This window comes from Massilia sp. Root351 (genome assembly GCF_001425045.1).
Taxonomy (GTDB): Bacteria; Pseudomonadota; Gammaproteobacteria; order Burkholderiales; family Burkholderiaceae_D; genus Rugamonas.
Genome location: NZ_LMDJ01000034.1, coordinates 343,577 through 355,955, shown reverse-complemented (window position 1 = coordinate 355,955; position 12,379 = coordinate 343,577). Strand labels below are relative to the sequence as shown.

Here is a 12,379-nt window from a genome sequence, read left to right as displayed (position 1 = left end):
CGTCACTACGCTCACGTTGACTGCCCAGGCCACGCCGACTACATCAAGAACATGATTACCGGTGCTGCGCAGATGGACGGCGCGATCCTGGTTTGCTCCGCAGCCGACGGCCCAATGCCACAGACCCGCGAGCACATCCTGCTGGCCCGTCAGGTTGGCGTGCCATACATCGTKGTGTTCCTGAACAAGTGCGACCTGGTCGACGACGAAGAGCTGCTGGAACTGGTTGAGATGGAAGTGCGCGAGCTGCTGTCGAAATACGAGTTCCCAGGCGACGACCTGCCTATCATCAAGGGTTCGGCACGTAAAGCACTGGACGGCGACACCGGTCCTCTGGGCGAGCAGGCCATCATGGCCCTGGCCGACGCACTGGACAGCTACATCCCTACGCCAGAGCGCGCAGTGGACGGCGCCTTCCTGATGCCAGTGGAAGACGTGTTCTCGATCTCGGGCCGCGGCACCGTGGTGACCGGTCGCGTTGAGCGCGGCATCATCAAGGTCGGCGAAGAGATCGAAATCGTTGGTATCACCGACACCGTGAAAACCACCTGCACCGGCGTGGAAATGTTCCGCAAGCTGCTGGACCAGGGTCAGGCCGGCGACAACGTTGGYCTGCTGCTGCGCGGCACCAAGCGTGAAGACGTACAGCGTGGTCAGGTTCTGGCGAAGCCAGGCTCGATCAAGCCGCACAACCACTTCACCGGCGAGATCTATGTTCTGTCGAAAGACGAAGGCGGCCGTCACACCCCGTTCTTCAACAACTATCGTCCACAGTTCTACTTCCGTACGACTGACGTGACCGGTTCGATCGAACTGCCAGCGGACAAAGAAATGGTTATGCCAGGCGACAACGTGTCGATCACCGTCAAGCTGATCAACCCGATCGCGATGGAAGAAGGTCTGCGCTTCGCAATCCGCGAAGGCGGCCGTACCGTCGGCGCCGGCGTGGTAGCCATGTGCGGCCGGCTTTCTGCGCGTNCGTTGCCTGGCCGTTGGTGTCCGACGGCCAGTGCTGCAGCACGGTCTTGCTCCACCAGCGGACAAAGAAATGGTTATGCCAGGCGACAACGTGTCGATCACCGTCAAGCTGATCAACCCGATCGCGATGGAAGAAGGTCTGCGCTTCGCAATCCGCGAAGGCGGCCGTACCGTCGGCGCCGGCGTGGTAGCCAAGATCCTGGGCTAATCCCCGGCTTTTGACAAGAAGGCAGTGCCGTTCGCGGCGCTGCCTTTTTTTGTCGCAGGGACGAGCATGGCGGCCGTTTTGGTGCTATGATCTCGCCTCTTAGCTGTACAGAGTTCACTTATTGCCGTGCGCGCCCGCGCCGGTTCGTTCTTTTAAGGAATTAACATGTCCGCACCAAACCAAAAAATCCGTATCCGCCTGAAAGCTTTCGACTACAAGCTGATCGACCAGTCCGCTCTGGAAATCGTTGACACCGCGAAGCGCACCGGCGCCGTGGTAAAAGGTCCAGTACCTCTGCCAACCCGCATCCAGCGTTACGACGTGCTGCGTTCCCCGCACGTCAACAAGACCTCGCGCGACCAGTTCGAAATCCGCACCCACCAGCGCCTGATGGACATCGTCGACCCAACCGACAAGACCGTTGACGCGCTGATGAAGCTGGACCTGCCAGCTGGCGTGGACGTAGAAATCAAACTGCAATAATTGATTTCGGCCAGGCGGCGGCCCAACAGCCTGCCGCCAGCCAAGGAAAGGCCGGCCCCTCGCGGGGCCGGCCTTTTTGCATTGTGGGCCGCCGTTGGCCCGCGCTTCACACCACGGCGGCGCGCCGCGCCGGCGGCTTGCGGCCGAGCAGCTGGGACAGTTTGCGCAGGGCGCCGGCCAGCCGGGCCCGTTCGCGGATGCTGCCCAGCGAGATGCGGATGGCGTTCGGCGGGCTGGCGCTGCCGTCGAAGGCGCCGGAGGGCGTGACGGCCAGCCCTTCGGCATGCGCGGCGCGCGCCAGCTGCTCCGGGCTCCAGTAATCCGGCAAGGCCAGCCAGATGTGGATGCCGCCCGGCGCGAATTGCAGGCCGGCCAGGATCTGTGCGGCCAGCTGCCGGCGCGCCTGCGCTTCTTCGCGCACCCCGGCCAGCAGGCGCTGCGCGGTGCCGTCGTGTATCCATTGCGTCACCAGCGCGCCGGCCAGCGGCGAGGGCATCAGCACCAGCGCGCGCAGCGCTTGCAGGAAGCGTTCGCGCACCTGCGCGTCGGGCAGCAGCACGAAGGCGGTGCGCAGGCCGGGCGCCAGGCACTTCGACAGCGTGGCGATGTAGTGCACCCGGCGCGGCGCCAGCTGCGCCAGCGGCGGCGGCGGCGCGGCTTCGCCGCCGTCGGCCAGCAGCCAGTAGGGATCGTCCTCGATGATGGCGGCGCCGCAGCGCGCCGCCGCCAGCACGATCTCGCGGCGGCGCTGCGCCGGCATGGTGTGCGCGGTGGGGTTCTGCAAGGTCGGGTTGAGGTAGACCAGGCATGCGCGGTGCGGCTTGCTGTGCTTGCGGCAGGCCTGCTCCAGCGCCTCCGGCCGCATGCCGTGTTGATCCACTTCCACCGCCGCCACGCGCCGTCCCAGCTGCGCGGCGGCCGAGCGCAGGCCGGGATAGATGGCCGGTTCGGCCAGGATTACGTCGCCCGGCTTGCTCAGCGCCAGGATCAGCGCCGCCAGCGCGCATTGCGCGCCTGGACAGGCCACGATATGGTCCTCATCGAGCTTGCCGAACATCGGCGCCAGCCACATCGCCCCTGCGGCGCGGTCGGCCTGGCTGCCGCCGCCCAGCTGGTAGCTCATCAGCAGGTCGCTGTCGGTGCGCATCAGCACCTGGTTCAGGCCCCGCTTCAGCATGTCGTCGAAGTCCGCGCCGGCCGGCGGCGGCGGGATGTTCATGCCCAGGTCCAGCATCGGCGCCAGCTCCACCTTGGGCGCCGCCGCGTAGGTGCCGGCCGCGCCCTTGCCCTGCACCAGCTGGCGCCGCTTGGCCTCGTCGTAGGCGCGCGTGACGGTGGTCAGGTCCACGCCCAGCCGCGCGGCCAGGCTGCGCTGCGGCGGCAGGCGGTCGCCCGGCTGCAGGTGGCCGTCGGACAGCGCGCGTTCGATCGAGTCGGCGATCTGCAGGTAGCGCGGGCCGCCGTTCTGACGCAATTCCCCCAGCCAGGCCAGCTCTTGTATGGATGATGCTTGCGGCATTTGGTCTCGATGTATGGAATTTGTCGTGGAACGGCGTGCGTTGATGGCAAATTATCCCTACAAGGCGCGCCATGCGCAAGCAGCAGGCCCTCGCCCGGCGCTGCCGCCCCAACCGCGTCCCGTACTGTATCCGGGGTGGACTTTGCGGGTGGGCGGCGGTAGAGTCTGCGGGTGTTGAACTTGTGGAATTGTTATGGCGAGAAGTATCCTGATCGTGGAGGATGAACAGGCGATTGCGGACGGCATCGCTTATGCGCTGCGCACCGACGGCTTCGCGCCGCTGCACGTGACGCTGGGCGAGCAGGCGCTGGCGGCCATGTGCGGGGAGCAGGGGCAGCCTGTGCCTGAACTGGTGGTGCTCGATATCGGCCTGCCGGACATGAGCGGACTGGAAGTGTGCCGCCGCCTGCGCCAGTTTTCCGATGCCCCCGTGATCTTCCTGACCGCCCGCAGCGACGAGATTGACCGCGTGGTGGGCCTGGAGATCGGCGCCGACGACTATGTAAGCAAGCCGTTCTCGCCGCGCGAACTGGTGGCGCGTATCCGCGTCATCCTGCGCCGCATGGCGCCGCCGCAGCCGCGCGCAGCGTTGCCGCCCCAGCTTGCGGCCGGCGCCGGCGGCGCATCGGCCCCGGCTGGGCCGGCCGCTTCGCCCGGTTCGCGCAACGTGGCCGGGCTGGAGCTGCGCGCGCTGGAGGCGCGCATCCTGTACTGCGGCCAGGCGCTGGAGCTGACGCGCTATGAATACCTGCTGCTGAAAACGCTGATCGAGCATCCCGGCCACGTGCTGTCGCGCGCCCAGCTGATGGACCGCGTGTGGACCGGTGCGTCCGATACGCTGGACCGCACCGTGGACGCCCACGTGAAGTCGCTGCGCGCCAAGCTGCGCGCGGTGGCCCCGGACGCCGACCCGATCCAGACCCACCGTGGCCTGGGCTACAGCCTGGCCACCGCATGAAAATAGGCTTGCGCATCCTGCTGGGCTACTTCCTGGTGGTGGGCCTGGCGGCGTGGTTCCTGCTGAACGTGTTCATGGCGGAGGTCAAGCCCGGCGTGCGCGCCACCCAGGAGGACACGCTGGTGGGGACCGCCCACCTGCTGGCGGCGGCGGTGGCGGGCGACATGAAGGCCGGCACCTTGCTGTCGTCCGGCGTGCTGGAGCGTATGCGGGACGCCTTGCGCGGCCCCATCCGCGCCAACGTCAGCGGCATCGACCGCGAGCGGCTGGACTACCGCTTCTACATTACCGATGCCAGGGGCATCGTGCTGTACGACAGCGACGGCCGCGACGCCGGCAAGGACTATTCGCGCTGGAACGACGTCTACCTGACCCTGCGCGGCAAGTACGGCGCCCGCAGCACCCGCTCCGATCCGGACGACGAGGACAGCACCGTCATGCACGTGGCCGCGCCCATTGTGGCGCAGGGCAAGCTGATCGGCGTGCTGACCGTGGCCAAGCCCAACGCCAGCGTGCAGGCCTTCGTGGAACGCAGCCAGCAGAGCATCCTGCGCGGCGGCGCGGTGCTGCTGGGACTGTCGCTGCTGATCGGCCTGGCCGTCACGTCCTGGCTGGCGCGCGCGCTGGGCAAGCTGATGGCCTACGTGTCGGCGGTGGAGGCGGGACGCAAGGTGGTGCTGCCGGAACTGGGCAAGAGCGAAATCGGCACGCTGGGCCGGGCGCTGGAGGCCATGCGTGCGCGGCTGGAGGGCAAGGAATACGCGGAGCAGCTGATGCACACGCTGGCGCACGAGCTCAAGTCGCCCATCGCCGCCATCCAGGCGTCGGCCGAGCTGCTGCAGGAGGAGATGGCGGAGCAGGAGCGCCGCCATTTCCTCGGCAATATCGTGAGCCAGAACGCGCGCCAGAAACAGCTGATCGACAAGCTGCTGGCGCTGGTGCGCGTGGAGCAGCAGCAACGCCTGGAGGCTGCCGAGAGCGTCGAACTGCACGCGCTGGCGCGGCAGGCGGGCGCCGATTTCGCCGGGGCGCTGGCCGCCGCCGGCGTGACGCTGGAATACGCCGACGCGGCTCGGGAAGGCGGCGAGGGCGGCGAGGGCGGCGAGGGCGGTGACGGCGCTGGCAGCGCGGGTGCGGGTGATGCCGGCGCGCCGCTGCTGGTGCGGGGCGACTCGCTGCTGCTGCGCCAGGCGCTGGGCAACCTGCTGGACAATGCGATCGGCTTTTCGCCGCCGGGCGGGGTGGTCCGCATCGCGCTGTGGCGCGCCCAGAACGAGGCCGGCATCGACGTGTGCGATCAGGGGCCGGGCGTGCCGGCTTATGCGGCCGAGCGCCTGTTCGAGCGTTTCTATTCGCTGCCCCGTCCCGGCGGCGGCAAGAGCACCGGCCTGGGCTTGCCTTTCGTGCGCGAGGTGGCCGCGCTGCACGGCGGCACGGTGACGGTGGCCAGCGCGCCGCAGGGCGGCTGCCGCGCGCGCCTGGTGCTGCCGCTGCCGCTGGCAATCTAGCCCCCGCGCCGCCACTTCATCCCCACTGCATACAGAACGCATCGTCACTTCGCCTGCGTTTTCTAGACTGGCCGCTTTCTAACCAAAGGAAGCGCCATGCAAAAGAAATTGCTTATGAAGGTCTGCATCATTGCCGCGCTGATGCTGCTGCTCTGCATCCCGCTGCTGATGATACAGGCCACCGTCCACGAACGGATGGCTTACCGCGACGAGGCGGCGCGCAGCATCGCCGAGGATTCGGTCGGCGAGCAGACCGTGATCGGCCCGGTGCTGGTCATCCCTTACACGGAGGAGATCGAAACCCGGGTCGGCGGCGCCGGCGACGAGCCGTCGCGCGTGAAGAGCGCCACCGTGCGCCGCCTGCATCTGGTCTACCCGGACGAGTTGAAGGTGAACGGCAACGTCGGCACCGAGCGCCGTTACCGCGGCATCCACCAGGTGCTGGTCTACAACGGCCAGTATGAATTCAGCGGCGGTTTCACCTTGCCGCAGGCGGCCGATCTGCCGCGCAGCGGCGGCACTGCCCGCATCGTGGCGGTGGGGCGGCCGTATGTGTCGCTGCCGGTGGCCGATGTGCGCGGCGTGCGCGCGATCCCGAAAATCAGCTGGAACGGCGCGCTGCTGGAGTTCGGCCAGGGCGCGCTGCTGGGCGCGTGGCAGGGCGGCATGCACGCGCTGCTGCCGGCCGATACGCTGGCGGCGGCTACGGCGGCGGGGGCGGCCCCGGCCAAGTTCAGCTTCAAGCTCAACCTGGCGGGCATGGAACGCCAGCATTTCGTGCCTGTGGGGCGCAACAATGTGGTGGCGCTGACGTCGAACTGGCCGCATCCGCAGTTCGGCGGCCGCTTCCTGCCGGAGGCCCGTACCGTGTCCGAGGCCGGCTTTACCGCCACCTGGCGCGTGCCGTCGCTGGCGTCCAATGTGCAGCAGCTGCTGGCGGTGCAGGCGCAGTCGCAGGAGGGCGCCCCGCCGGCCGCGGCCCACGCGGCAATGGCACGGCGCGCCCCGCCCGGTGCGGCCGATGCACCCGGCGCAGCGGGCGGACAGCTGGACTCGTTCAGCGTGGCCTTCGTCGAGCCGGTCAATATCTACAGCCAGGCCGACCGCGCCAGCAAGTACGGCTTGCTGTTCGTGGCGCTGACCTTCGCCGCCTTCTTCGTATTCGAGATCCTCAAGCGCCTGCCGATCCACCCGGTGCAGTACGCGCTGGTGGGGCTGGCGCTGGCGCTGTTCTTCCTGTTGCTGCTGGGCCTGTCCGAACATGTGGCGTTCGCGCTGGCCTACCTGGGCGCCAGCGCTGCCTGCATTGGCCTGCTGTCCTATTACCTGGGCTATGTGCTGCGCGACCGCTGGCGCGGCCTGGCCTTCGGCAGCGGCCTGATCCTCCTGTATGGCGCGCTGTACGGCCTGCTGATCTCGGAAAGCAACGCGCTGGTGCTGGGCAGCCTGCTGCTGTTCGCCGTGCTGGCGGCGCTGATGGTGGCCACGCGCAAGGTGGACTGGTACCAGATCGGCAATTAAGCGCTAGGCAGGCGCCAACGCAGCGGAGCCGGGCGGGCCGCAGGGACGCCGAGGGGCGCAGCGGGAACATGCCGTACGGCAAAACATGGGATAATTGCCGGCTTTGCATCGTTCCCCCCGATTGGACCCCCGCCCATGCAGTTTCTTTCCCGCCTTCAATCCTGGGCCTGCCGCCGCAGCGCGCCGTTGAACCACCCGCGCGCGGCGCTCCGCCTGTACTGGATCATGCCCATGCTGTTCGGCTTGCTGTCGCTGGTGCTGGGACAGGATGACAACTGGGATTTGCGCAACTACCATCTGTACGGGCCGCACGCCTTCCTGCATGACAAGGTCGGCCTGGACCTGGGGCCGGCCCGCTTCCAGGGCTATTTCAACCCGGCCCTGGACCTCTCGTATTACCTGATGACGCAGTATCTGCCGGGGCCGCTGGTCGGCTTCCTGCTCGGCTGCCTGCACGGCCTGAACTTCGTGCTGCTGTCGGCCATTGCGCGCCAGCTGCTGCCGGCCGCCTCCGCCCGCACCACGCTGCTGCTGGCGCTGGCCTGCACCTGCGCGCCGGCCTTCCTTGGCGAGGTGGGCAATTCCATGGGCGACAACACCACCAGCCTGCTGGTGCTGGGCGCCCTCTACCTGGTGCTGCGCCAGTGGGAGGCCTTGCAGCCGTGGGGCGCGCGGGCGGCGCTGGCGGCGGCCGCTGCCGGCGTGCTGATGGGCCTGGGCCTGGGCTTGAAACTGACCAATGTCACCTACGCGGTGGCGCTGTGCCTGGCCTTTTTCGCCGTGCCGCTGGGGTTCTGGGGCCGCGTGCGGCTGGCCTTTGTGTTCGGCGTCGGCGTGCTGGCGGGCCTGTTTGCGACGGCCGGCTTCTGGCTGCTGAAAATGTGGCAGGTGTTCGGCAACCCGCTGTTCCCGCAGTTTAACAATCTGTTCCGCAGCCCGCTGGCGGCCGAGCGCGGCGTCATCGACACCTATTTCCTGCCCAAGAACCTGGGCGAAACCCTGCTGTGGCCCTTCGTCTTCACGCACGACATGCTGCGCGTGGTGGAAGTGCCGCTGCGCCAGCTGATCTGGCCCATGGCCTACGTGGCCGTGCTGGCGCTGGGCGCGGCCTGGCTGCTGCGCCGCCTGGGCGTGCTGGCGCCGCGCGCGCCGCTGCCGGGGCGCAGCCGCTACTTCCTGCTGTTCTTCTGCCTGGCCTACCTGGCCTGGATGCAGCTGTTCAGCATTTACCGCTACCTGGTGCCGATTGAGCTGCTGGCGCCGCTGGTGGTGTGGTTGTGCCTGCACGCCGTGCTGCCGGCGCCGGCCGCCGCGCGCAGCGGCGCCTGGCTGCTGCTGGCGGCGGCGGTGGCGGTCTGGCCGTTTACCAGCTTCGGCCGCGCCGGCTGGAGCGAGCGCAGCTTCAGCGCCGAGGTGCCGCCGCTGGCGCAGCCGGCGCAGAGCGTGGTCTTCATCGCCCAGCCCCATCCGCCGCTGGCGTGGCTGGCCATGTTCTATCCGGAACAGGTGGCGTTTGCCGGCCTGGGCACGGGCTTCCCGGAGTCGCCGCGCTACCGCGAGCGCATGAAGGCCCTGATGACGGAGCGCAGCGGCCCGCACTACCTGATGCTGGCCGGGGCGCGCAATCCGAAAGCGTCCGGCCTGCGCCGCAAGCGCGACGCGGCCGGGCTGCTGGGCCTGACCGGCAGCCCGGCGGGCTGTGCCCGCCTGACCAGCCTGCTGCGCCGGGTGCGCTTCCAGGTTGACGTGCAGCCGGCGCCGGACGGGCGCTGCACGCTGGAACTGCAGCCGCGCTACCAGCTCGACCTGGCGGCCATGGACCGCGCCGTCGAGGCCGAAGCGGCGCAGCAGGCGCGCCAGTACGGCGTGCTGCTCGAGCCGGGCAGCTGCCGCTCCTATGCCGCCGCGGTGGGCACGGAAGCCTATCCCTACCGGCTGTGCCGGGTGCAAATCGCGCCCTGAGGCCCCGGTTTTGGCGCGCCGCCAGCCCGTGTGCCGCGGCGCGGCAAATAATTGACATACCCCGTACTAAGTTGTTGCGTCAAGAGTCTTTTCACGCTACACTAGCCGGCTTCGGTATGGATTCCATCTTTTTACGGGCCGTACTAATTTTTGTAGTTAAACAAAGCCCCGCCCAATCGTAGGTGGGAATGGAGAAAAAATGAGCCTAGGCCTCCTCGGTCGCAAGGTTGGCATGATGCGCATCTTCACGGATGATGGGGATTCGATCCCAGTCACCGTGCTGGACGTGTCGAACAACCGCGTTGCGCAAATCAAAACCCCTGAAACGGATGGTTACTCCGCTGTTCAGGTCGTCTTCGGTCAACGTCGCGCTTCCCGCGTGACCAAAGCCGCAGCCGGTCACTACGCTAAAGCTGGTGTTGAAGCCGGTACTCTGTTGAAAGAGTTCCGCGTTGACGCTGCTAAAGCTGCAGAATTGAAAGCTGGTGAAGTTATCGCCGCTTCGCTGTTCGAAGTTGGTCAGAAGATCGACGTTCAGGGCACGAGCATCGGTAAGGGCTACGCCGGTACCATCAAGCGTCACAACTTTGCTTCCGGTCGTCAGACCCACGGTAACTCGCGTTCGCACAACGTACCAGGTTCGATCGGTATGGCGCAGGATCCGGGCCGTGTATTCCCAGGCAAGCGCATGACCGGCCACATGGGTGACGTGACTGTTACCACCCAGAATCTGGAAATCGCTCGTATCGACGCCGACCGTCAGCTGCTGCTGGTCAAGGGCGCGGTACCAGGCGCGAAAAACGGCCAAGTGGTCGTCTCGCCTGCTGTCAAAGTCAAAGCAAAGAAAGGGGCTTAATCGATGGAACTCAAGCTCCTGAATGCTCAAGGTCAAGCATCTTCCAACGTTGCCGCCGCTGACACCGTCTTCGGCCGTGATTACAACGAAGCCCTGATCCACCAGATCGTGGTTGCCTACCAAGCCAATGCTCGCAGCGGCAACCGTAAGCAGAAAGACCGCGAAGAAGTCCACCACACGACCAAGAAGCCATGGCGCCAAAAAGGTACCGGCCGTGCACGTGCTGGTATGTCGTCGTCGCCACTGTGGCGCGGCGGTGGTCGCATCTTCCCGAACTCGCCTGACGAGAACTTCACCCATAAAGTGAACAAGAAGATGTACCGCGCTGGTATCTGCTCGATCCTGTCCCAACTGGCTCGCGAAGAGCGCCTGGTGGTTGTTGAAGACTTCGCCATCGAAGCTCCAAAGACCAAGCTGCTGTCGCAAAAGCTGAACGCCATGGGTCTGGAATCGGTGCTGATCATCGCTGACAACATCGAAGAAAACCTGGAACTGGCTTCCCGTAACCTGCCGAACGTGCTGGTTGTTGAGCCACGTCACGCAGATCCAATGTCGCTGGTCTTCTACAAGAAGATCCTGGTCACCAAAGCGGCACTGGCCAAGATTGAGGAGATGCTGGCATGAGCGCAGTCATCAAACACAGCGAAGAGCGCCTGATGAAGGTGCTGCAGGCTCCGGTCATTTCCGAGAAGGCCACCATGGTCGCGGAAAAGAACGAGCAAATCGTATTCCGCGTACTGCCGGATGCGACCAAGCCTGAGATCAAGGCAGCCGTTGAACTGCTGTTCAAGGTTGAAGTCCTGTCGGTGCAAACCGTCAACCGCGAAGGTAAGGTTAAGCGTTCGGGCCGTTTCATCGGTCGCCGCAACCACACCAAGCGTGCTTTCGTGTGCCTGAAGCCTGGCCAGGAAATCAATTTCTCCGAGGAGGCTAAATAATGGCACTCGTAAAGATGAAGCCAACCTCCCCAGGCCGTCGCGGCATGGTGAAGGTAGTGAACCCGGACCTGTACAAAGGTCGTCCGTTCGCTGCCCTGGTTGAAAAGAAATCCAAAACTGCCGGCCGTAACAACAACGGCCACATCACCACCCGCCACATCGGCGGTGGTCATAAGCAGCACTATCGCCTGATCGACTTCAAGCGTCAGAAGGATGGCATTCCTGCGAAAGTGGAACGTATCGAATACGATCCAAACCGCACCGCGAATATCGCCCTGCTGTGCTACGCCGACGGCGAGCGCCAGTACATCATCGCCACCAAGGGCATGTCCGTTGGCGACGCAGTGATGAACGGTTCGGAAGCGCCGATCAAGTCGGGCAACTGCCTGCCTATCCGTAACATCCCGGTCGGTACCGTGATGCATTGCGTCGAAATGCTGCCAGGTAAGGGTGCCCAGATGGCCCGTACCGCCGGCGCCGGCGTGGTGCTGATGGCCCGCGAAGGCACCTACGCCCAGGTTCGCCTGCGCTCCGGTGAAGTGCGCCGCGTGCACATCGAGTGCCGCGCGACCGTAGGCGAAGTCGGCAATGCCGAACACAGCCTGCGCAAGATCGGTAAGGCTGGCGCGATGCGCTGGCGCGGTGTTCGTCCTACCGTTCGCGGTGTGGTCATGAACCCGGTCGATCACCCGCACGGTGGTGGTGAAGGTAAAACGGCAGCCGGTCGTCATCCAGTGTCCCCATGGGGCCAGCAGACCAAGGGCAAGAAGACTCGCAGCAACAAGCGTACTTCTTCGATGATCGTCTCGCGCCGCGGCAAGAAATAAGGATAAACCATGACTCGTTCATTGAAAAAAGGGCCGTTCTGTGACGCCCACCTGGTGAAAAAAGTCGAAGCCGCGCAAGCGACCAAAGACAAAAAGCCAATCAAAACCTGGTCGCGCCGCTCGACGATCATGCCTGACTTCATCGGTCTGACGATCGCTGTGCACAACGGCAAGCTGCACGTGCCAGTGTATGTTTCCGAGAACATGGTTGGTCACAAGCTCGGCGAATTCGCGCTGACCCGCACGTTCAAGGGCCACGCTGCTGACAAAAAGGCTAAGAAATAATGGAAACCAAAGCTATCCTCAAAGGCGTGCGCCTGTCGGATCAAAAAGGCCGCCTGGTGGCTGATCTGATCCGTGGCAAGAAGGTTGACGCTGCGCTGAACATTCTGCAGTTCAGCCCGAAAAAAGGCGCGGCCATCATCAAGAAGGTTCTGGAGTCCGCAATCGCGAACGCCGAGCACAACGATGGTGCCGACATCGACGAACTGTTCGTGAAAACGATCTACGTCGAAAAGGGCCCGATCCTGAAGCGCTTCACCGCGCGTGCAAAGGGCCGTGGCGACCGCATTTCGAAACAATCCTGTCACGTGTACGTGACTGTCGGTAACTAAGGAGCCA

13 protein-coding genes and 1 pseudogene are annotated in these 12,379 nt (G+C 65.5%); 13 read left to right on the top strand and 1 reads right to left on the bottom strand.

The genetic code is table 11. The annotated features are described in order from the left end of the window. From tuf to rpsJ, 3 genes and pseudogenes are all read left to right on the top strand, one after another. Positions 1-978, top strand: a pseudogene (tuf, locus tag ASD15_RS28345) (elongation factor Tu); the annotation flags it as partial. Positions 979-985: 7 nt separating this feature from the next. Next, positions 986-1,186 (top strand): hypothetical protein, encoded by a 201-nt coding sequence (locus tag ASD15_RS32045; protein ID WP_082552213.1) that lies wholly within the window; start codon positions 986-988, stop codon positions 1,184-1,186. A gap of 165 nt (positions 1,187-1,351) precedes the next feature. Continuing rightward, entirely contained in the window at positions 1,352-1,669 is a 318-nt protein-coding gene (gene rpsJ / locus ASD15_RS28340; RefSeq protein ID WP_028101676.1) for a 30S ribosomal protein S10, read from the top strand. Positions 1,670-1,775: 106 nt separating this feature from the next. Here rpsJ and ASD15_RS28335 read toward each other — a convergent pair whose 3' ends face one another. Next, complete coding sequence (locus ASD15_RS28335) at positions 1,776-3,188, bottom strand: PLP-dependent aminotransferase family protein (RefSeq protein ID WP_057158351.1); 1,413 nt, start codon at positions 3,186-3,188, stop codon at positions 1,776-1,778. Between the two features lie 193 nt (positions 3,189-3,381). Between ASD15_RS28335 and creB the strand changes: the two genes are divergently transcribed. The 10 genes from creB to rplV all read left to right on the top strand — a co-directional run bounded on the left by creB (position 3,382) and on the right by rplV (position 12,372). After that, on the top strand, positions 3,382-4,146 hold the full coding sequence (creB, locus tag ASD15_RS28330; RefSeq protein WP_057158350.1) for a two-component system response regulator CreB: 765 nt from the start codon (positions 3,382-3,384) through the stop codon (positions 4,144-4,146). Then, a complete protein-coding gene (gene creC, locus ASD15_RS28325; RefSeq protein ID WP_057158349.1) occupies positions 4,143-5,654 on the top strand; it encodes a two-component system sensor histidine kinase CreC in 1,512 nt (503 codons plus the stop codon). Before creB ends, creC begins: the two co-directional genes overlap by 4 nt. Before the next feature lie 96 nt (positions 5,655-5,750). After that, entirely contained in the window at positions 5,751-7,175 is a 1,425-nt protein-coding gene (gene creD / locus ASD15_RS28320) for a cell envelope integrity protein CreD (protein ID WP_082552205.1), read from the top strand. Between the two features lie 135 nt (positions 7,176-7,310). Beyond that, positions 7,311-9,137, top strand: coding sequence for a hypothetical protein (locus ASD15_RS28315; RefSeq protein ID WP_157201176.1), 1,827 nt, complete (start codon positions 7,311-7,313; stop codon positions 9,135-9,137). A 199-nt stretch (positions 9,138-9,336) separates the two neighbouring features. After that, the gene (gene rplC, locus ASD15_RS28310; RefSeq protein WP_056404304.1) at positions 9,337-9,993 is read left to right on the top strand and encodes a 50S ribosomal protein L3; all 657 of its coding nucleotides are present in this window, start codon (positions 9,337-9,339) and stop codon (positions 9,991-9,993) included. Between the two features lie 3 nt (positions 9,994-9,996). Beyond that, positions 9,997-10,617: a 50S ribosomal protein L4 gene (gene rplD, locus ASD15_RS28305; protein ID WP_056404301.1), complete on the top strand. Its 621-nt coding sequence runs from the start codon at positions 9,997-9,999 to the stop codon at positions 10,615-10,617. Next, the gene (rplW, locus tag ASD15_RS28300; RefSeq protein WP_056404300.1) at positions 10,614-10,931 is read left to right on the top strand and encodes a 50S ribosomal protein L23; all 318 of its coding nucleotides are present in this window, start codon (positions 10,614-10,616) and stop codon (positions 10,929-10,931) included. The genes rplD and rplW overlap by 4 nt, the downstream gene beginning before the upstream one ends. Beyond that, positions 10,931-11,758: a 50S ribosomal protein L2 gene (gene rplB, locus ASD15_RS28295; protein ID WP_057158347.1), complete on the top strand. Its 828-nt coding sequence runs from the start codon at positions 10,931-10,933 to the stop codon at positions 11,756-11,758. The genes rplW and rplB overlap by 1 nt, the downstream gene beginning before the upstream one ends. 9 nt (positions 11,759-11,767) lie before the next feature. Then, on the top strand, positions 11,768-12,043 hold the full coding sequence (gene rpsS / locus ASD15_RS28290; RefSeq protein WP_050409767.1) for a 30S ribosomal protein S19: 276 nt from the start codon (positions 11,768-11,770) through the stop codon (positions 12,041-12,043). Then, positions 12,040-12,372, top strand: coding sequence for a 50S ribosomal protein L22 (rplV, locus tag ASD15_RS28285; protein ID WP_177307311.1), 333 nt, complete (start codon positions 12,040-12,042; stop codon positions 12,370-12,372). The genes rpsS and rplV overlap by 4 nt, the downstream gene beginning before the upstream one ends. The last annotated feature ends 7 nt before the right edge of the window (positions 12,373-12,379 follow it).